Origin of the sequence: Defluviimonas aquaemixtae (genome assembly GCF_900302475.1) — a bacterium.
In the GTDB taxonomy this organism is placed as follows: domain Bacteria; phylum Pseudomonadota; class Alphaproteobacteria; order Rhodobacterales; family Rhodobacteraceae; genus Albidovulum; species Albidovulum aquaemixtae.
Window position 1 is genome coordinate 2,103,585 of sequence record NZ_OMOQ01000001.1, and the last position, 18,545, is coordinate 2,122,129.

The 18,545-nt window shown below is 63.7% G+C and carries 17 protein-coding genes; 9 read left to right on the forward strand and 8 right to left on the reverse strand.

Annotated elements, in window-relative coordinates; translation table 11 throughout:
* Positions 1–23 precede the first annotated feature (23 nt).
* Positions 24–995 carry an NADPH:quinone oxidoreductase family protein gene (locus tag DEA8626_RS10315; RefSeq protein ID WP_108852869.1) on the forward strand — a complete coding sequence of 324 codons (972 nt, stop codon included), beginning with the start codon at positions 24–26 and terminating at the stop codon, positions 993–995.
* On the opposite strand, the gene DEA8626_RS10320 is transcribed toward DEA8626_RS10315, so the two are convergent.
* Positions 902–1,834: a LysR family transcriptional regulator gene (locus DEA8626_RS10320; protein WP_108852870.1), complete on the reverse strand. Its 933-nt coding sequence runs from the start codon at positions 1,832–1,834 to the stop codon at positions 902–904. The two genes, DEA8626_RS10315 and DEA8626_RS10320, sit on opposite strands and share 94 nt — an antisense overlap.
* 123 nt (positions 1,835–1,957) lie before the next feature.
* On the opposite strand from DEA8626_RS10320, the gene DEA8626_RS10325 reads away from it, so the two are divergent.
* On the forward strand, positions 1,958–2,167 hold the full coding sequence (locus DEA8626_RS10325) for a DUF1127 domain-containing protein (RefSeq protein WP_245890822.1): 210 nt from the start codon (positions 1,958–1,960) through the stop codon (positions 2,165–2,167).
* A 113-nt stretch (positions 2,168–2,280) separates the two neighbouring features.
* The gene (locus DEA8626_RS10330) at positions 2,281–3,060 is read left to right on the forward strand and encodes a Bax inhibitor-1/YccA family protein (RefSeq protein WP_108852872.1); all 780 of its coding nucleotides are present in this window, start codon (positions 2,281–2,283) and stop codon (positions 3,058–3,060) included.
* 385 nt (positions 3,061–3,445) lie between these two features.
* Here DEA8626_RS10330 and DEA8626_RS10335 read toward each other — a convergent pair whose 3' ends face one another.
* The 7 genes from DEA8626_RS10335 to DEA8626_RS10365 form a co-directional block, all read right to left on the reverse strand.
* Positions 3,446–4,210: a glutamine amidotransferase gene (locus DEA8626_RS10335; protein WP_245890823.1), complete on the reverse strand. Its 765-nt coding sequence runs from the start codon at positions 4,208–4,210 to the stop codon at positions 3,446–3,448.
* Positions 4,207–5,370 carry a M20 aminoacylase family protein gene (locus DEA8626_RS10340; RefSeq protein WP_108852874.1) on the reverse strand — a complete coding sequence of 388 codons (1,164 nt, stop codon included), beginning with the start codon at positions 5,368–5,370 and terminating at the stop codon, positions 4,207–4,209. Before DEA8626_RS10340 ends, DEA8626_RS10335 begins: the two co-directional genes overlap by 4 nt.
* A gap of 82 nt (positions 5,371–5,452) precedes the next feature.
* The gene (locus tag DEA8626_RS10345) at positions 5,453–6,784 is read right to left on the reverse strand and encodes an NAD(P)/FAD-dependent oxidoreductase (protein WP_108852875.1); all 1,332 of its coding nucleotides are present in this window, start codon (positions 6,782–6,784) and stop codon (positions 5,453–5,455) included.
* A gap of 9 nt (positions 6,785–6,793) precedes the next feature.
* On the reverse strand, positions 6,794–7,612 hold the full coding sequence (locus DEA8626_RS10350) for an ABC transporter permease (protein WP_108852876.1): 819 nt from the start codon (positions 7,610–7,612) through the stop codon (positions 6,794–6,796).
* Complete coding sequence (locus DEA8626_RS10355; protein WP_108852877.1) at positions 7,609–8,499, reverse strand: ABC transporter permease; 891 nt, start codon at positions 8,497–8,499, stop codon at positions 7,609–7,611. Before DEA8626_RS10355 ends, DEA8626_RS10350 begins: the two co-directional genes overlap by 4 nt.
* A gap of 10 nt (positions 8,500–8,509) precedes the next feature.
* Positions 8,510–9,649 (reverse strand): ABC transporter ATP-binding protein, encoded by a 1,140-nt coding sequence (locus DEA8626_RS10360; RefSeq protein WP_108852878.1) that lies wholly within the window; start codon positions 9,647–9,649, stop codon positions 8,510–8,512.
* Between the two features lie 67 nt (positions 9,650–9,716).
* Positions 9,717–10,799, reverse strand: a complete 1,083-nt coding sequence (locus DEA8626_RS10365; RefSeq protein ID WP_108852879.1) for a polyamine ABC transporter substrate-binding protein — start codon at positions 10,797–10,799, stop codon at positions 9,717–9,719.
* A gap of 184 nt (positions 10,800–10,983) precedes the next feature.
* Here DEA8626_RS10365 and DEA8626_RS10370 point away from each other — a divergent pair, with 184 nt between their 5' ends.
* From DEA8626_RS10370 to DEA8626_RS10395, 6 genes are all read left to right on the forward strand, one after another.
* Positions 10,984–11,661: a GntR family transcriptional regulator gene (locus DEA8626_RS10370; protein WP_108852880.1), complete on the forward strand. Its 678-nt coding sequence runs from the start codon at positions 10,984–10,986 to the stop codon at positions 11,659–11,661.
* 134 nt (positions 11,662–11,795) lie between these two features.
* The gene (locus DEA8626_RS10375; RefSeq protein ID WP_108852881.1) at positions 11,796–13,196 is read left to right on the forward strand and encodes an aspartate aminotransferase family protein; all 1,401 of its coding nucleotides are present in this window, start codon (positions 11,796–11,798) and stop codon (positions 13,194–13,196) included.
* Positions 13,197–13,204: 8 nt separating this feature from the next.
* The gene (locus tag DEA8626_RS10380; RefSeq protein ID WP_108852882.1) at positions 13,205–14,506 is read left to right on the forward strand and encodes an NAD(P)/FAD-dependent oxidoreductase; all 1,302 of its coding nucleotides are present in this window, start codon (positions 13,205–13,207) and stop codon (positions 14,504–14,506) included.
* Between the two features lie 265 nt (positions 14,507–14,771).
* A complete protein-coding gene (locus DEA8626_RS10385; protein ID WP_108852883.1) occupies positions 14,772–15,776 on the forward strand; it encodes an ABC transporter ATP-binding protein in 1,005 nt (334 codons plus the stop codon).
* Entirely contained in the window at positions 15,769–16,833 is a 1,065-nt protein-coding gene (locus tag DEA8626_RS10390; RefSeq protein ID WP_108852884.1) for an ABC transporter ATP-binding protein, read from the forward strand. Before DEA8626_RS10385 ends, DEA8626_RS10390 begins: the two co-directional genes overlap by 8 nt.
* Complete coding sequence (locus DEA8626_RS10395) at positions 16,830–18,530, forward strand: peptide ABC transporter substrate-binding protein (protein WP_108852885.1); 1,701 nt, start codon at positions 16,830–16,832, stop codon at positions 18,528–18,530. The genes DEA8626_RS10390 and DEA8626_RS10395 overlap by 4 nt, the downstream gene beginning before the upstream one ends.
* The last annotated feature ends 15 nt before the right edge of the window (positions 18,531–18,545 follow it).

Here is an 18,545-nt window from a genome sequence, read left to right on the forward strand (position 1 = left end):
CGTGCAACCGAGTCGGAGGGGCGATGAAAGCGTTCGGTATCACGGAGTACGGCGGAGCACCGCATCTGAGGGACGTGGCCGTGCCTGAACCGGGACCCGGAGAGCTTCGCGTACGCATCGCGGCCTGCGGGCTCAACTTCGCTGATCTGCTGATGGCCGAGGGGCGGTATCAGGAACGGCCCGATCCTCCGGTGACGCTGGGAATGGAGCCTGCGGGCGTGGTTGATGCGCTCGGCCCCGGAGTCGAGGGGCCCGCCCCCGGCACGCGTGTCGCCGTCTTTGCAAGTGGCGGCGGGTTGGCGGAATTTGGCTGCTTTCCGGCAAGACGCTGCGTCGTCCTGCCGGACGCCATGTCCTTCGAGGATGCCGCCGCCTTCCCCATCGCTTACGGAACGAGCCATGTCGCGCTCGACCGCCGGGCGCGGCTGCGACCGGAGGAGACGCTGCTGGTCCTCGGCGCGGGCGGCGGGGTCGGACTGACCGCCGTCGAGATCGGAAAGCGCATGGGTGCGCGCGTCATTGCCTGCGCCCGCGGAACGGCGAAGCTGAACGCCGCACGCGCCGCGGGGGCTGATCACCTGATCGACAGCGACGCTGCCGACCTCAAGGCCGAGGTCAAGGCGCTTGGGGGTGCGGACGTCGTCTACGATCCCGTGGGCGGGGACCTGTTCGACGCGGCCTTTCGCGCCACCAATCCCGAGGCGCGGATCCTCGTCATCGGGTTTGCCGGCGGACGGGTGCAGCAGATCCCCGCAAACCACCTTCTGGTCAAGAACGTAAACGTTCTTGGACTTTACTGGGGCGGCTATCTCGCCTTCCGGCCGGACGTCGTTGCGGAAAGTCTTGCCACGCTACTTGGCTGGTACGTTGAAGGCGGGCTTCGACCCCATATCTCCTACCGTCAGCCGCTCGCACGCGCCGGCGAGGCGCTTGAACTCCTCCGCGCGCGGAAATCGACCGGCAAGGTCGTTGTCTTGGCAGATGGCACGGAATAGGCCGAGACGATCTCTTCCTTGAGCCGGTCGATCGCCTCACCCTTCTCGATGCCCGCATCGTAGAGGCAGATGCGCATCGTCCCGAGATCGGGCAGCACGCCATTTGAACCGATCTCATCCATCCCTTCCGGAAGCAGGCCGCGCATCCGCGCCGAAATCGCCAGATCGGCCAATATCATCGACTGGATCGAATCGAGCGATCGGCCCGAGAACCCCATCTCCCAAGGAATTTCCGCCCGATCGAGTGCGGCGATCGCAACCGGACGGAAGCGGCAAGAATCCTCAAAGCCGAGCCGCAGCGGCTGCTTGCGCCAGGCCGTTCCTCCGTTTGCGCCCACCCAGACAAGCGGGCGCTCCGCGAGGATCTCGCCACCGTCGCTCGGCGCCTCTTCCGTGGTCAGGATCAGGTCATATTCGCCCTTCGCGAACTCTTCCTTCAGAAGCGGAGTGAAACACGCCACGAGGTTGACCCGCATGCACGGATAGACGGCGGCGATGCGCTGCAAGACCTGCGGAATGGCCGGATAGACGATATCGTGCGGCACGCCGAGCCGGATATCGCCGCCGCAGCCGGAATCGGTCAGCCGGGTAAGTGCCTCGTCATTAAGTTGCAGCATACGCCGCGCGTAGTGGAGAAGCAGTTCCCCCTCCACGGTTGGCGTCAGCCGCTTTTGCGCGCGCGCGAAAAGCTCTTTGTCCAAGCTTTCCTCGAGCCGTTTGATCTGCATCGACACGGCAGACTGAGTAAGGTTCAAAAGGCCCGCAGCGCGCGTCACACCGCCCGCATCGGTCACGGCGACGAGCGCCCGCAGAGCGGTCAGATCGAGATTTCTAGGCATTGTTCACGATCCTTGATGTTTATCCGTACAATCATTCATTTCCATAATAGACCATGACCTGCCATATAAATCAAGCATCCTGATGATGACGCTACAAACCATCAAGATATGAAAGGATCACAGATGGCATACACGGTTTCGCATTCCCTGCCCCGCCCCCGTCGGACCGGCCTTGTGGCCCGCTTCCGCGATATGGTCGAGATTCGGCGCCAGAGACGCGCGCTTCTCGACCTCAACGCCCACCTCCTGAAGGACATCGGTCTTTCAGCACAAGAAGCCCAGGAAGAGAGCGAACGTCCCGTCTGGGACGTGCCTGATCACTGGCGCCGCTGATTGACGGATCGTTTCGTCGGAAAAGCTTGAATTCGCGGCCATCCTTACCGATATTTCCCGTGAAGGTGCGGGGGGAAGCCCCCGCGCCTAGGGAAACGCATCTGGAGGCTTAGATGGCTGAATTTGATACGGTCCGCACTGCCCAAGTCGGCGCCCGCACGGTAGCGATCGACGAAGGGCTGCGGGCCCACATGAACAAGGTCTACGGCCTCATGTCCGTAGGCATGCTGCTGACCGCTCTTGCGGCATGGGCGATCTCGGGCCTCGCGGTCACGACGGACCCGACGACCGCCGCGGCGCAGATTGGCACGGACAAGTACCTAACGAGCTTCGGCGCGGCGATCTACCTGTCGCCGTTGAAATGGGTCGTCATGTTCGCGCCCCTGGCCTTCGTCTTCGGCTTCAGCGCGATGATCGGCCGCATGTCGGCCGCCACGGCGCAGCTCGTGTTCTACACCTTTGCCGTGACGATGGGCGTGTCGATCAGTTCTATCTTCCTGGTCTTCACCGGATACTCGATCGTCCAGACCTTCCTCGTGACCGCAGTGGCCTTCGCGGGCCTGTCAATCTGGGGCTACACCACGAAGCGCGATATCTCGGGCTGGGGGTCGTTCCTGATCATGGGCGTCATCGGGCTTATCGTCGCCTCGATCGTCAACATCTTCCTCGGCTCGCCCGCGGTCATGTTCGCGATCTCGGCGCTTGGTGTCCTGATCTTCGCGGGACTCACCGCCTATGACACGCAGAACATCAAGAACACCTATCTCGCCCACGCCCAGCATGGCGATACCGAATGGCTCGGGAAGGCGGCGATCATGGGAGCGCTGAACCTCTATCTCGACTTCATCAACATGTTCATGTTCCTGCTGCAGTTCCTCGGCAATCGCGAGTGATCTGACAGGGCAGCGATCAGCGGAAGGGCCGGCATGACGCCGGCCCTTTTGCTCTTCAAGCTTCCCATTCGATCGGCTTCGCGGATGGAGCGGACGATTGCACGAAGCAACATGACGCCGCGCCTGATCCTGGGAAGGGCGCCCTGATCCGCCCAGCCGACGTGCCTTAAAGGACCTGGTCCTTTTCGCCTTTCATACGCCCGACGCCGCAATGCGCTCTGCGTAGGGTCAGGCGCGGCTAGGGCTGGTCGTCCAGGCAAGACGGATGAGCCGCACGGCGCTTCAAATCGGCAAAGTGCTCAATCAGTTGGACCTAGCCTCGCTACGACGCCCAATCTGCGCGAGGTTTCCGCCTGAACCATCCTTCCAATCGAGCGCGCTCGCGTCAGGCCTCAGCCGCGCACCGATAGCGGACGACGAAGTTCTTGAGGATGCGTTCGGGCATGTGCACGTCGCTCGCGCGGCAAAGCGCGATCAGGCGCTCCGCGTCCTCGGGCGGGAAGTAGCCCTTATTGCGGTAGATTCGGATCCGCAGCTCGAACCCGTCGCTGTCGGCCTCGGGATGGAACTGGGTCGCATAGACGTTGCGGCCGTGGCGGATCATCTGGTACGGGCACGGGCCGGAGGCGACGAGGTGCGCCGCCCCCTCAGGCAGGGACTGTAGCGCCTCCTTGTGGCCGACAAAGGCGAGGAAGGCGTCCGGCACACCTTCCAACAGGGGGTCGCTTCCGCCCTCTTGCGTGAGCGTGCACGGCGAGGTGCCAACCGGCTCGCTGTAGCGTTCCTTGCTCACGTCGCCGCCGAGGTGGTGACCGAGCACGCCGATCCCATAGCAGCAGCCGAGGAAGGGAAAATCCCGCTCGGTGATTTCGGGCATGAGACCGAGCACCGCCTCCTCGATCCGTATCTCCACAGGCGACTTCTCATCGGGCGCGTCGCTCACGCATCCGGGACCGCCACCTACGATCACGCCGGAATAGTCGTCGAGGCGCAGGCCCGCCGGAATCGAATTTTTGTCAAGCCGAATGCGCACCACTTCTTCGGGCGCAAGCCCGCCTTTCCGCAGGATGGCACCGAATTCGTCATCCGCCGCCTCCGCCTCGGGGCGGAGTTGCAGGACGAGGAACGGCTTTGTGGCGGCCTCACTCACGCCGTCGGCATCCGCTCCTCGACGATACCCGCCCACCATGAACAGCCCGCCGGGATCGCGTCATCGTTGAAATTGTATTCGGGGTGATGGACCGCAGCGGTGTCTCCGTTGCCGACCAAGACATAGGCGCCCGGTCGCTCTTCAAGCATGAAGGCGAAATCTTCGCCGCCCATGATCAAGGGCGCGTCGCCGCAGCTTCCCGAAACGTTCGAGGCGACCTTCGCCGCGAACTGCGTCTGCTCCTCGGAATTCACCATGACTGGGTAGCCGCGCATGTAGCTTACCCTTGCCGTCGCACCATAGGCGTCGGCCGTCGCTTCGGCGATTTTGATGAGCCGCGTCTCGGCCAGTTTCCGCACCTCCTTGTCGAGCGTCCGCACCGTGCCGCGCAGAGTCACTTTCTGGGGAATGACGTTGAACGCCTTCGACTCCGTCTCGAAACTCGTGACCGAGACGACGAGCTGCTGCACCGGATCGATATTGCGGCTGACGATGGTCTGGAAAGCGATAACGATCTGGCTCGCGACGACGGTCGTGTCGATCGTCTCGTGCGGCTTGGCGGCATGGCCGCCCCTGCCCTCGACCTCGATCTCGAACTGGTCGGTCGCGGCGAAGAACGCGCCGGGGCGGATCGCGAAGCTGCCCACTGGCTGGCCCGGCCAGTTGTGCATGCCGTAGACCTCTTGGATGCCGAAGCGCTCCATCATCCCGTCCTGGCACATCTCGCGCCCGCCGCCGCCGCCTTCCTCGGCGGGCTGGAAGATCACGACGGCGGTGCCATCGAAATTCCGGGTTTCGGCCAGGTACCTGGCGGCACCGAGCAGCATCGCGGTATGCCCGTCATGGCCACAGGCATGCATCGCGCCCTTCGTCTTCGAGGCATAGTCGAGCCCTGTCGCCTCGATGATTGGCAGCGCGTCCATGTCGGCGCGCAGCCCGAGCACGCGGCCCTTGGTGTCCGCGCGTCCCCTGATCACGCCGACGACGCCGGTGCGCCCGATACCTTCGACGACCTCGTCACAGCCGAACTCCTTCAATAGCTCGGCCACTCGACCAGCGGTGCGGTGAGTGTCGAACAGAATCTCAGGATGTTCGTGGAAGTCGCGCCTCCAGCCGGTGATCTCGGGGAGAAGTTCAGCGAAGCGGTTCTTGACGGGCATGGCGGGCTCCCAACGGCAGAAATCGATGCAGCGCGCGGCGGCTTGCGATCGTGGTCGAAATCGGCGCTGGCTTCAAGAGCCGTCAGCCGCGGTCGGACAGTCCATACCACGCATAGGCGGCGGGAAGTAGGAGGCGGCGGAAGCGACCGAACGGAAACCGCTCGGGCGGGGCCGCCATGAGCGCGGGCACCCCGGCTTGCCCCGTTGCAAGCCCTGCGAGGAGCCGGCCTGCATAGGTTCCGAGCGCTACACCGTTGCCATGCCAGGCGAAACCCGCCCAAGCGTCGGGCCAGTCGCCCAGCGGGCCGACATAGGGCCTGAGCCCCCGCGCGAGGCAGACGAAACCCGACCAGAAATGCGGCGTCTCGACCTCGGCCCACGCCGGAAACATCGCCTCGAAATCGGTCCGGATCCGGCGCTGCATATCCCTTTGCGCAGATGGCCCGGCGCGTGTCCCCCCGCGCATCCCGAACAAGAAGCACCGATTCGGCATCAGGCGGAAATAATGCAATAGATTGCGCGTGTCATAGGCCATGCCATCACTGGTCCAGCCCTGCGCGGCGATCTCACCTTCGCTCAGTTCGCGGGTCACGAGAACCGCCGACTGCGCGGGCAGATAGCGCCCAGCCATCCAGTCAGGCAGATCGTCGCTCGAATAACCGTTCGTCGCGAGGATAAGCTTTCCTGCGATGAGCTGCCCCTGGGCACCTTCCAGCACGTAGCGGGCTCCCTCGCGACGGATCGCGGTGACCGAGCTGCTCTCGAAGATCCGCGCGCCGGCGTCGCGCGCCGCCGCGGCGAGGCCGAGGACATACTTCAGAGGATTGAAGGCGAAACCGATCGGCAGACGCAGCGCACCGTGGAACCCTGGTCCGGCAAGCCCCTCGCCCGAAAGCTCCGAAGGACCGATAACGTCGACCCTCACGCCATATGCGTGCGCCAGCGCGGCGGCTTCGTCCCTGAACTCCGCGAAATCCCTCGGCCGGTGGGCGACCATTGTCTCGCCCTGCTCGGAATGGATGTCGGCCGCGATGCCGTGCTGCTCGAGCAGATCCGCGACGAGCGCCACTGACGCCTTTTGCGCCGCATGCCACCCGGCCATCGCCTCCGTGCCGAAGCGGCGGGTTAGTGCCGCATCGCTCGCCTTCGCGCCGCCGAGGCACACGAAACCGCCGTTCCGGCCCGAGGCGCCCCAGCCCACGCCCTCCGCCTCCATGACCGCGACATCGACGCCCGTGCGGGCAAGGTGCAGCGCCGCCGAAAGCCCCGTATACCCGGCCCCGATAACCGCGACCTCTGCCGTGGCTTCGCCCGAGATGGGCGGAGTCCGCGCCGGCCGCGCGACCGTCGTGTCCCAGTAGCAGCCCGCGACCGGGCCTTCGCCATAGCCGTGATCTTCGTAAATGCGCCGCATCCCAGCCCCTCAGGCCCGGACCGCAGCCTGTTCCTCGGCCCGCTGCCGAGCGACCGCCCGCTTCGACAGCAGCGAAGCAGAGATCACGCCGACCGTGACGATGCCGATGAGAATCGTCGATAGCGCGTTGATCTCTGGACTGAGCCCGAGCCGGACGGAGGAGAAGATCTTCATCGGTAGCGTGGTGGAGGCCGGACCGGCGGTGAACGAGGCGATTACCAGATCGTCGAGCGACAGGGTAAACGCGAGAAGCCAACCCGAAATAACCGCAGGCGCGATGATCGGCAATGTGACCGATCGAAAGGCGTCGAATGGCGTGCAGCCGAGGTCAAGCGCCGCCTCCTCCAGCGACTGGTCGAACGTGACGAGCCGCGAGGAGACGACGACCGAGACATAGCACATTGAAAACGTCGTATGCGCCAGAACGATGGTCATCACGCCCCGGTCGAGCCCGATGGCGATGAAGAGAAGCAGCAGCGAAAGGCCGGTGATGACTTCGGGCATGACCAGAGGCGCGTAGATCATGCCCGAAAAGAGTGTCCGTCCCCGGAAGCGCCCGGCACGCACCATGACGTAAGCCGCCATCGTCCCGAAGACCGTGGCGAGGGTCGAGGAGAGGAGCGCCACCTTCAAAGTGACCCAGGCCGCGTCCAAAAACGCCTCGTTGCGGAAAAGCTCGCCATACCACCGCGTCGAGAATCCCGCCCAGACCGTCACCAGCTTCGATGCGTTGAACGAGAAGATCATGAGAATGATCATTGGCAGGTAAAGGAATACGAAGCCGAGCGTAAGCGCGGTCGCGTTGAACCAGGAGAAGCGGCGGTTCATTGTCCGGCCTCCCGCTGCTTTTGCTCGTTCCGTTGGAAGAGGATGATCGGGATGATGAGGATGAAAAGCAGCACCACCGCCACCGCCGAAGCGACCGGCCAGTCGCGGTTGGAGAAGAACTCCTCATAAAGCACCTTGCCGATCATCAACGTCTCGGATCCGCCAAGGAGCGAGGGAATGACGAATTCGCCGAGCGCGGGGATAAAGACGAGGAAGCACCCCGCGATCACGCCGGGCTTGGAAAGCGGCAGCGTCACGAGCCAGAACGCCTGCGCGCGCGTGCAACCGAGGTCCTCGGCCGCCTCGATCAGCGACTCGTCGAGCTTTTCGAGCGCCGCATAGATCGGCAGGATCATAAACGGCAGGTAGGTGTAGACGATGCCGATATAGACCGCGACATTGGTGTTCAGGATCGTGAGCGGCGCATCGGTGAGGCCAATCCCGATCAGCACTTGGTTCAGGAACCCTTCGTTCGACAGTATCCCCATCCACGCATAGACGCGGATCAGAAACGAGGTCCAGAACGGCAGGATCACAAGCATCATCAGCGTCGGCCGCCATTCGTCCGGCGACTGCGCCATCCCGTAGGCAATAGGATAGCCGACAAGAAGCGTGATCAAGGTTGCGATCAGCGCGATCTTCAGGCTGGAGAGATAGGCCGTATAGTATAGCGCGTCGGTCGTCAGGAACGCGAAGTTCTCGAAATCAAGCTCGCTCAGATACGCCTTTGCGCCCTCCCACCCGGCGGAGAGGTCGAACTTGGGCGTGTAGGGCGGGATTGAGATGTCGTAGTCCGACAGCGAAATCTTAAAGACGATCGCGAAGGGGACGAGAAAGAATGTCAGAAGCCAGAGGTAGGGTACAGCGATCAGAAAGAGCCGGCGCATCGCATTCCCCTCAGTTCAAGAGAACAACGCCCGCGGTGTCCGTGAAGGACAGCCAGACCTTGTCGTCCCAGCTGATGTCGCGCCGCGAGATGCGGCGGTCGTTGGCAACCTGCGCCTTGACCATCCGCCCGCCGGCCACCTCGACCTTGTACGTCGAGATATTGCCCAGATAGGCGATGTCGTGGACCGCGCCCTCGATCATGTTCGCGCGGTCGGCGGGCTTGACGGTGGAGATCGCGATCTTCTCGGGCCGGATCGCGAAATGAACACGCGCACCGGCCGAGATCGCGTCCGGCGCCGTCGCCATGATCGCGGGCTGCCCCTCGGCCCAGGCGATCGACAGACGGCCGTCGCCGGCGGGTTCAGCCGTGCCCTCGACGAGGTTCACATCGCCGATGAAGTCGGCGACGTAGACCGAGTTCGGCGTCTCGTAGATGCGGTCAGGTGTATCGACCTGGACCATGCGGCCGTGATCCATCACTGCGACACGGGAGGCCACGGTCATCGCCTCTTCCTGGTCGTGGGTCACGATCACGAAGGTCGTGCCGGTCTTCTCCTGGATGTCCATCAGCTCGAACTGCGTGTCCTGCCTGAGCTTCTTGTCGAGCGCGCCCAACGGCTCATCCAGCAGCAGCAGCTTCGGCGCCTTGGCAAGCGAGCGGGCGAGCGCGACCCGCTGGCGCTGGCCGCCCGAGATCTGGTGCGGTTTGCGGCGGGCGAACTGCTCCAGCCTGGTGAGCCTCAGCATCTCCTCGACGCGTGCACCGATCTTGTCGCGGGCCATGTCGGAGCGCTTCAGCCCGAAGGCGATGTTGTCCCACACCGACAGGTGAGGGAACAGCGCGTAGCTCTGGAACATCATGTTGACCGCGCGCCTGTTCGGCGGCACGGGCGCGATGTCCTGCCCGTCGAGAAGGATGCTGCCCTTCGTCGGCGCCTCGAAACCCGCCAGCATCCGCATCAGCGTGGTCTTGCCGCAGCCCGAGGGCCCCAGAAGCGCGAAGAATTCCCGCCGGAAGATGTCCAGCGTGATGTCGTCGATCGCGGTGAACTCGCCGAATTTCTTGGTGACGTTTCGAAATTGGATCAGCGGTTTTTCGTCCGGGTCCTTCCAGGGCTCAAACACGGGGCGATTGCCAGGCTGGGCCATGATGTCCTCCTGTCGGATAGGAAGCGCCCCGCGCCGGTCGGCGCGGGGCGTAAGGTGGTGTGCCGGGTCAGGTGCCCGACTTCACCTTGGTCCAGAGCCGGGTCACGTTGCGGTTGACCTTCGGATCCCAGGTCGACGTGGTATAGAGGTTGTTCAGCGTCTCGTCGTCGGGATAGATCGCTGTGTCGCCGATCACGTCGTCATTCAGGAGCTCCTGGCTCGCCTTGTTGCCGTTGGCGTAGTAGACGTAGTTCGATGCGGCCGCCGCATTCTCGGCGTTCAGCATGAAGTCGATGAACTTGTGTGCCGCGTCCGGGTTCGGCGCGTCGACTGGAATCGCGAGCTGGTCGAACCACATAAGCGCCCCTTCCTTGGGGATGTGGTATTCGATCTCCACGTTGTTGTCGGCCTCGGCCGCGCGGTCGCGCGCCTGCAGGATGTCGCCCGACCAGCCGAAGGCCACGCAGATATCGCCGTTGGCCAATGCGTTGATGTATTCGGACGAGTGGAACTTCAGCACATAAGGCGCGATCGCGTTCAGAACCGGCTCCACCTTGGAGATTGTGTCGAAATCCTGCGCGTCCGGATCCTCGCCGAGATAGGCGAGCGCGGCCGGAATAACCTCCGCCGGCGCGTCGAGCATGTGCACGCCGCACTGACTAAGCTTTTCCATGTTCGCCGGGTCGAAGACGAGAGCGAGCGAGTCGACGGGCGCGTCTTCACCTAGCACTTCCTTGACCTTGTTGATGTTCACGCCGATCCCGGTCGATCCCCACATGTAGTTGACCGAATATTCGTTGCCCGGATCGTATTTTTCCGTCCGCTCGGCGATCGCGTCCCAAAGGTTGCCGGCGTTGGACAGCTTCGACTTGTCGAGCTTCTGGAACGCGCCCGCCTGAATCTGGCGCGACAGGAACGTGCCCGACGGCACGACCACGTCGTAGCCCGAGCCGCCCGCGAGCAGCTTGGTCTCCAGGATCTCGTTTGAATCGAACACGTCGTAAATCAGGTCGATGCCCGTCTCTTCCTCGAACTTCGTCAGCAGTTCCTCGTCAATATAGTCGGACCAGTTGTAGACATGGACCTCCTCGGCCCCCGCCACGCCGACCGTCACGAGCACCGCGGCCAGTGTCATCCCCGCAAACTTCATAGTACCTCCTCAGACTTTGCTGGATCGGTCAGCCGGTCTATTTCCGGCCGCCCGCTTGCTTACTTGGCTTCCTTATCCTCTATTTTGATCAAATTTTTCGACTCAAATCAACATGGCATTTCCGTGAAGCCCAAACTATTATGGCAGAAACGGTAAGCTGTGCAGCCCCCTTCGAGGAGCGTGAATGGAAAAGATTCGTGATCCTGTTGAGTTGCGGCGCAAGATACCCTCGCACGAGATCACCTATTGCCGGCTGCGCGACATGATCCTCTTCGGTCAGCTCGCACCCGGCCAGCCCGTGACGATTCAGGGACTCACCACAACGCTCGAGGCCGGAATGACGCCCGTGCGCGAAGCGATCCGCAAACTCACGGCCGAAGGCGCGCTGGAGTTGCGCGACAACCGCCGCGTGTCGGTACCCCAACTCACTCAGCCGCTTCTGGACGAGTTGGCGTTCGCCCGCCTCACCATCGAGCCGAAGCTTGCGCAGTTGGCGGCCAAGCGGTTACGTGCCAAAGATATTTCCGACCTTTCGCTGATCGACGCCGACCTCGATCGAGCCATCGCGACAGGCGATGTGCATCACTACCTGATGTACAATTTCCGCTTCCATTTCACGCTCTACGAATATGCAGGCGCACCGATCCTCTTGTCGCTCACACACATGCTCTGGCTGCGTTTCGGCCCCTCGCTCCGTGTCGTCTGCGGCCGGTTCGGCACGTCGAATCTGCCCGACCGCCACGAGGAAGCGTTAGAGGCGATGCGTGCGGGCGACGCGGAGCGTCTGGCGGCCGCTCTCGAAAGCGACATCGCGCAGGGAATCGAGCAGGTCCGCCTCTCGCTAGACGACGGCGCAATTTGATCAAATCAGGTTGACAGGCGCAGTTTTGATCATATCCTGATCGCCAAGCGACGGCTACGCAGGAACGACGCGGACGGCCCGGCGCCGTTCAACAGCCGACGTTCCGCCACGAGAGCCAAAGGATAGGTTTCGCCATGACCCAGATCACCAATCATATGCCGACCAAGGAGCTTCAGGCGCTCGACGCGGCCCACCACATGCACCCCTTCACCGCCGATGCCGATCTGGCGAAGAAAGGAGCGCGGATCATCACCCGCGCCAAAGGCGTCTACCTGACCGACAGCGAAGGGCGGCAGATCATGGACGGCATGGCGGGCCTCTGGTGCGTCAATATCGGCTACGGCCGCAAGGAACTCGCCCAGGTCGCAGCGCGGCAGATGGAGGAGCTTTGCTATTACAACACCTTCTTCCAGACGAGCCACGTACCCGCCATCGCGCTCGCGGCGGAAATTGCCAAACTCGCGCCCGGCGATCTGAACCACGTCTTCTACGCGGGCTCCGGCTCTGAGGCGAACGATACCAATATCCGCCTCGTCCGCCGCTACTGGGAGGTGAAGGGCCAGCCGGAACGCAACATAATCATCAGCCGCTGGAACGGCTATCACGGGTCGAGCATGGGCTCGGGTTCACTTGGCGGCATGAAACCGATCCATGCCCAGGGCGGCCTGCCCATTCCGGACATCCACCATATTGGCCAGCCCTACTGGTACGGGGAAGGCGGCAACATGAGCCCCGAAGAATTCGGCCTTGCCCGCGCCCGCCTGCTTGAGGAGAAGATCCAGGAGCTCGGCCCCGAACGCGTCGCCGCCTTCATCGGCGAGCCGATTCAGGGCGCAGGCGGCGTGATCATCCCGCCTGCGACCTACTGGCCCGAGATCCAGCGCATCTGCGACAAGTTTGGCATTCTTCTGATCGCCGACGAGGTCATCACCGGCTTCGGCCGCACCGGCAAGTGGTTCGGGTCCGAGGTCTTCGGGATCAAGCCTCACATCATGACGATCGCCAAGGGCCTGTCGTCCGGCTACGCGCCAATCGGGGGTTCCATCGTCTGCGACGAGGTGGCCGATACGGTGGGCGGCGCGGGCGATTTCAACCACGGCTACACCTATTGCGGCCACCCGGTAGCGGCCGCCGTGGCGCTTCGCAACCTCGAACTCCTGCAAGAGGAGAGCATCCTCGACCATGTGAACAACGTCGCCCACCCCTATCTCAACGAGCGCTGGAAGGCGCTTGAGGAACATCCGCTGGTCGGCGAGGCCTGTCTCATCGGCCTCATGGGCTCGATCGCGCTTACGCCCGACAAGGCGACCCGCGCGGCCTTCGCCACCGAACCGGGCACCGTGGGCCTGCGCTGCCGTGAACGCTGCTTCGCCAACAACCTCGTCATGCGGCATGTGAACGACCGCATGGTGATCGCGCCTCCGCTGGTGATCACGCCCGAGGAGATCGATGTGTTCATCGAGCGCGCGACGAAGTCGCTCGACGAATGCTATGCGGGGCTGAAGGCAGACGGGCTTCTCAAAGCCGCGGCCTGAAGGTTCCCGTGGACATTCTCTTCGCCAACGACCGGGCCGGGGAATATCCCCCGTCCTGGTACGCCTACACGGCCGCACCGCCAGGACCCTACGCACGGGCCGAGGGCGCGCTCAGCTGCGACGTCTGCATCGTCGGCGCGGGTTTCACCGGCCTCTCCGCCGCGCTGCATCTGGCGGGGCGGGGCTATGACGTAATCCTCCTCGACGCCCACCGCGTTGGTTGGGGTGCGTCGGGGCGCAATGGCGGACAGGTCGGCACCGGCCAGCGGCTCGATCAGGAGGCGTTGGAAGATATGGTCGGCCTCGACCACGCGCGCAGGCTGTGGGAGCTCGCGCAGGAGGCGGTGACCCTGACGAAAGACTTGGCCGCAGCGCATGCCCCCGATGCCGGCTATGCGCCGGGCATCATCCATGCCTGCCACCGTGCCCGGCTGGTGCCTCATGCCCGCGACTATTCCGCGAAGATGGCGCGCGGCTATGGCTACGACCTCATCCGCCCGCTCGACCGGGACGAGATCCGCCATCTCGTCGGCTCCCCCGCCTATTACGGCGGCGACATCGACATGGGCGGCGGTCATTTGCATCCGCTCCGCTACGCGTTCGGGCTCGCCCGCGCGGCGGCGGCGAAGGGCGTGCGCATATTCGAACGCTCCACGGTCACTGGTCTGACCGAGCTCGCCCCCGCCACTGTCACGACCGAGACGGCGACGATCACGGCGGCCCACGTCATCCTCGCCTGCAATGGCTATCTCGGGCGCTTGCAACAACGGGTCACGACGTGCGTCATGCCGATCAACAACTTCATCGTCGCGACCGAGCCGATGACGCCGGAGGTTCGGGAAACCTTCATCCGCGGGAACCACGCGGTTGCGGATAGCAAGTTCGTCATCAACTACTTCCGCTTTTCGCACGACCACCGGCTCCTCTTCGGTGGAGCGGAAAGCTACGGCTACCGTTTCCCAAAGGACATTGCCGCGCTCGTTCGCAAGCCAATGACCGCGATCTTTCCCCAGCTTCGCGACGTGAAGATCACCCATGCCTGGGGCGGCACGCTCGGCATCACGATGAACCGGATGCCGCATTTCGAACAGCTCGCCGGGAATGTCCTGTCGGTGTCGGGCTATTCCGGCCACGGCGTCGCCATGGCGACGCTCGGGGGAAAACTCGCGGCCGAGGCCGTTGCCGGTCAGGCGGAACGCTTCGATCTCATGGCCAGCGTGCCGACGCGCCCATTCCCCGGCGGCATCGCGCTGCGCTGGCCGCTTCTGGTGCTGGCGATGGTCTGGTTCTCGATTCGCGACCGGCTGTGAGGCGGCGGCGAGCTCTCTTGGTCCGGTCCCACCGCCGCGACCTGATAAGTTCCCTTCGCCGCGCAGAACCTTCCCCGACGTCACAACCCGCAATGATTGCCGAGCCGGCATTCTGCCCGCCATCTCCGACAGATTGACCGAACTTTTCCCGGTTCAGACAACAGAATTCGCTGTTGCCGGACCCGGCAAAATGGCTAACACTCTTGTTCAACCTACGAGCGCAAGCCCGGACATAATCATAAGAAAGACCGACTGGGAGCCTTTCATGCCCGACGGGGCCGTGTCTGTCCTTGACGTCAAGGACCTCAAAACCGTTTTCACGACCCGAGGCGGCGAAATTCATGCCGTCAACTCCGTCAGTTTCGACCTCAAACCGGGTGAGCTTTTGGGAGTGGTCGGCGAAAGCGGATCGGGCAAGTCCGTGACGATGATGTCGCTCATCGGCCTCCTGCCCTCGCCTCCGGCGGACGTCCGCGACGGCCGGGTGCTGTTCGGCGGCGAAGATCTCCTAAAATGCACCGCCGACCATCTTCGCGAGGTGCGCGGCGCCGATATCGGCTTCATCTTCCAGGACCCGATGACCTCGCTCAACCCGGTCTTCACGGTCGGCTACCAGATCATGGAACCCTTGCGGAAGCACATGGGCATGGACAAGACCGCCGCCCGCAGGCGCGCGAAGGAGCTCCTGGAGCTCGTCGGCATTCCCGATGCGGAGCGCCGGCTGAGGGACTACCCCCACCAGTTCTCGGGCGGGATGCGGCAGCGGGTGATGATCGCCATCGCGCTCGCCTGCGATCCGAAGGTGCTGATCGCGGACGAACCGACGACTGCGCTCGACGTGACGATCCAGGCCCAGATCCTCGAACTGGTGCGCGACCTCCGCCAGAAGCTCGGCATGGCGATAGTCTGGATCACGCACGACCTCGGCGTGATCGCCGGGATCGCCGATCGGGTGATCGTGATGTATGGCGGGCAGATCGTCGAACAGGCACCGGTGAAGGAGCTGTTCGCCAATCCGCGCCATCCCTACACCCGCGCGCTTCTGAAGACGGTGCCGCATGTTCGGGGCGGACGCGAAGCGAAACTCAATGTCATCGAGGGCCAGCCGCCGATCCTCACCGCGCCCCCTGCGGCATGTTCGTTCCGCAAACGCTGCGGCTACGCCTTCGACCGCTGCGAGCGTTCCAACCCGACGCGCTATTCAGTCGGCCCCGGCCATGACGCGGCCTGCTTCTGGGATTTCGACAAGGGGGCGCCGCGCGATGTTTGACGCCGCCACAGCCGGTCAGAAGAAGCTTGTCGAAGTGGCAGGACTGAAGATGTATTTTCCGATCACCGCCGGGATCTTCCGCAGGCACGTGGGCGACGTGAAGGCCGTCGACAACGTTTCATTCGACATCTACGAGGGCGAGACCTTGGGTCTTGTCGGAGAATCCGGCTGCGGCAAGTCAACCTGCGGCCGCGTAATCCTCCGGCTCTACGATCCGACGGCGGGTTCGATCCGCATCGACGGGGTCGAGATCGGCAAGTCGACCCAATCCGACCTCCGCAAGATGCGCCCGACAATGCAAATGGTCTTCCAGGATCCGCAAGCGAGCCTCAATCCCCGCATGACGGTCGCCGCGATCATCGGCGAGCCGCTGGACGAACACTCGAAGCTCACCAAGGGCGAGAAACTCGACCGGATCTACGAACTGATGGACGCAGTCGGCCTCAACCGCAACTTCGCCAATCGCTACCCGCACGAATTCTCGGGCGGCCAGCGGCAACGGATCGGCATCGCCCGGGCGCTCGCGCTCAATCCGAAGTTCATCGTCTGCGACGAACCCATCGCGGCCCTGGACGTCTCGATCCAGGCCCAGGTCGTCAACCTTCTCGAACAACTCCAGGACCAGTTCGGCCTGACCTATCTCTTCATCAGCCACGACCTGTCGATGGTGCGCCACATCGCCGACCGGGTGGCGGTCATGTATCTCGGCCGGATCGCCGAACTCGCCCCCCGCGAGGCACTCTACGACAAGCCGATGCACCCCTACACGCAGGCATTGCTCTCAGCCGTGCCCGAGCCCGATCCGAACATCGAAACCGAGCGGCGGCGCATCATTCTGACGGGCGACGTGCCCTCACCGGCCAATCCGCCTAAAGGCTGCAACTTCTGCACCCGCTGCCCGAAGGTGATGGGCATCTGCCGCCAGATCGAGCCCGAGTTCCGCGAGGTGGAGCCGAACCGCCACGTTGCCTGCCATCTCTACAACGACACGAACGAGACCGCCGGACAAACGGCGACGAGCGAGGTTCAAGAGCATCCAACAAGGAGAACGACATGAGAATGAAGACAGCGCTACTCGGCGCGGCAGCTTCCTTCGCGCTGGCGCCATCGGCCTTCGCCGAACGCGGCGCCGACGGCCAGGTGAACATCATCTACTGGCAGGCACCCTCGATCCTGAACCCCTACCTTTCGTCGGGCACCAAGGACATCGAAAGCGCCTCGCTCGTGATCGAGCCGCTCGGACGCTATGACGAGAAGGGCAACCTCGTGCCCTACCTCGCCGCCGAAATTCCGACGCTCGACAACGGCGGCGTGTCCGAGGATCTGACGACAGTCACGTGGAAGCTTAAGGAAGGCCTTGTGTGGTCGGACGGCTCGCCTGTGACCTCGGCCGACGTCGTCTTCACGGCCGAATACTGCATGCACCCAGAAGGCGGCTGCGCGCAGCTCGCCAAGTTTGCGGGCGTCGACAAGGTCGAGGCGATCGACGATCTAACAGTCAAGGTGACCTTCTCTGAGCCGAAGCCAAATCCGTACGGGCCGTTCATGGGTGGCCAGTCACCGATCATCCAGAAGGCGCAGTTCGAAAACTGCCTTGGCGCCAAAGCCCCCGAATGCACCGACGCCAACTTCGGCCCCATCGGCACCGGCCCCTTCAGCGTCGTGGAGTTCAAACCGAACGACGTGATCCAGATGGAGGCCAACCCCAACTACCGCGACCCGGACAAGCCCGCCTTCGCCACGCTGACCTTCAAGGGCGGCGGCGACGCGGCGGCAGCGGGCCGCGCGGTCCTCGAGACGGGCGAGTTCGACTATGCCTGGAACCTCCAGCTCGCGCCGGACGTGCTCGCAGGCATGGCGGCGGCAGGCAAGGGCCAGGCGATCTCGGCCTTCGGCACGCTCGTCGAGCGGATCGAGATGAACATGACCGACCCCTCGCCCGACCTGCCGGAAGGAGAGCGCGCGACGGCCAAGCATCCGCACCCGATCCTGAGCGACCTGAACGTCCGCAAGGCGCTGTCAATGGCGATCGATCGCGAGCTGCTGGTCGAAATCGGCTACGGCCAGGCCGGTCGGCCGACCTGCAACCTGGTGCCCGCGCCCGAGCTTTACGCCTCCGACAACACCGACTGCCTGACGCAGGACATCGAAGGTGCGAAGGCGCTTCTGGATGAGGCCGGCTGGGTGCCGGGCGCCGATGGCGTGCGCGAAAAGGACGGGATGCGGCTGAAGCTGCTCTACCAGACCTCGACCAACGCCGTGCGCCAGGACTTCCAGGCGCTGATCAAACAGTGGTGGTCGGAAATCGGCGTGGAAACCGAACTCAAGAACATCGACGCCTCGGTCTTCTTCGGCGGCGATCCGGGCAGCCCGGACACCTTCCAGAAGTTCTATTCCGACGTCGAGATGTATGCCAACAACTTCGACGGCACGGACCCTGAGCCCTACCTCGCGCAGCTCGCCTGCGACAAGGCTCCGCGGCCCGAGACCCAGTGGCAGGGTGAGAACATCAACCGCTACTGCGACCCGGAATACGATGCGCTTCTGGCCGAGCTTGCAAAAACCGGCGAGTTGGAAAAGCGCGGCGAGATCGCGAAGAAGCTGAACGAGATGCTGACCAAGGACAGCTACACGATCGTTCCGCTGGTCGATCGCGGCCGCGTCTCGGCGCATTCCAACACGCTGGGCGGCGTCGTGCTGAATACCTGGGACAGCGAGCTGTGGAACGCAGCCGACTGGTTCCGGATCAAGTGACACCGATCACCGGGG

Bases quoted from the DNA above. Each gene is read 5' to 3' on its own strand.
- DEA8626_RS10315 (WP_108852869.1), top strand. From the start codon at position 24: ATGAAAGCGTTCGGTATCACGGAGTACGGCGGAGCACCGCATCTGAGG.
- DEA8626_RS10320 (WP_108852870.1), bottom strand. From the start codon at position 1,834: ATGCCTAGAAATCTCGATCTGACCGCTCTGCGGGCGCTCGTCGCCGTG.
- DEA8626_RS10325 (WP_245890822.1), top strand. From the start codon at position 1,958: ATGGCATACACGGTTTCGCATTCCCTGCCCCGCCCCCGTCGGACCGGC.
- DEA8626_RS10330 (WP_108852872.1), top strand. From the start codon at position 2,281: ATGGCTGAATTTGATACGGTCCGCACTGCCCAAGTCGGCGCCCGCACG.
- DEA8626_RS10340 (WP_108852874.1), bottom strand. From the start codon at position 5,370: ATGCCCGTCAAGAACCGCTTCGCTGAACTTCTCCCCGAGATCACCGGC.
- DEA8626_RS10345 (WP_108852875.1), bottom strand. From the start codon at position 6,784: ATGCGGCGCATTTACGAAGATCACGGCTATGGCGAAGGCCCGGTCGCG.
- DEA8626_RS10350 (WP_108852876.1), bottom strand. From the start codon at position 7,612: ATGAACCGCCGCTTCTCCTGGTTCAACGCGACCGCGCTTACGCTCGGC.
- DEA8626_RS10355 (WP_108852877.1), bottom strand. From the start codon at position 8,499: ATGCGCCGGCTCTTTCTGATCGCTGTACCCTACCTCTGGCTTCTGACA.
- DEA8626_RS10360 (WP_108852878.1), bottom strand. From the start codon at position 9,649: ATGGCCCAGCCTGGCAATCGCCCCGTGTTTGAGCCCTGGAAGGACCCG.
- DEA8626_RS10365 (WP_108852879.1), bottom strand. From the start codon at position 10,799: ATGAAGTTTGCGGGGATGACACTGGCCGCGGTGCTCGTGACGGTCGGC.
- DEA8626_RS10370 (WP_108852880.1), top strand. From the start codon at position 10,984: ATGGAAAAGATTCGTGATCCTGTTGAGTTGCGGCGCAAGATACCCTCG.
- DEA8626_RS10375 (WP_108852881.1), top strand. From the start codon at position 11,796: ATGACCCAGATCACCAATCATATGCCGACCAAGGAGCTTCAGGCGCTC.
- DEA8626_RS10385 (WP_108852883.1), top strand. From the start codon at position 14,772: ATGCCCGACGGGGCCGTGTCTGTCCTTGACGTCAAGGACCTCAAAACC.
- DEA8626_RS10390 (WP_108852884.1), top strand. From the start codon at position 15,769: ATGTTTGACGCCGCCACAGCCGGTCAGAAGAAGCTTGTCGAAGTGGCA.
- DEA8626_RS10395 (WP_108852885.1), top strand. From the start codon at position 16,830: ATGAGAATGAAGACAGCGCTACTCGGCGCGGCAGCTTCCTTCGCGCTG.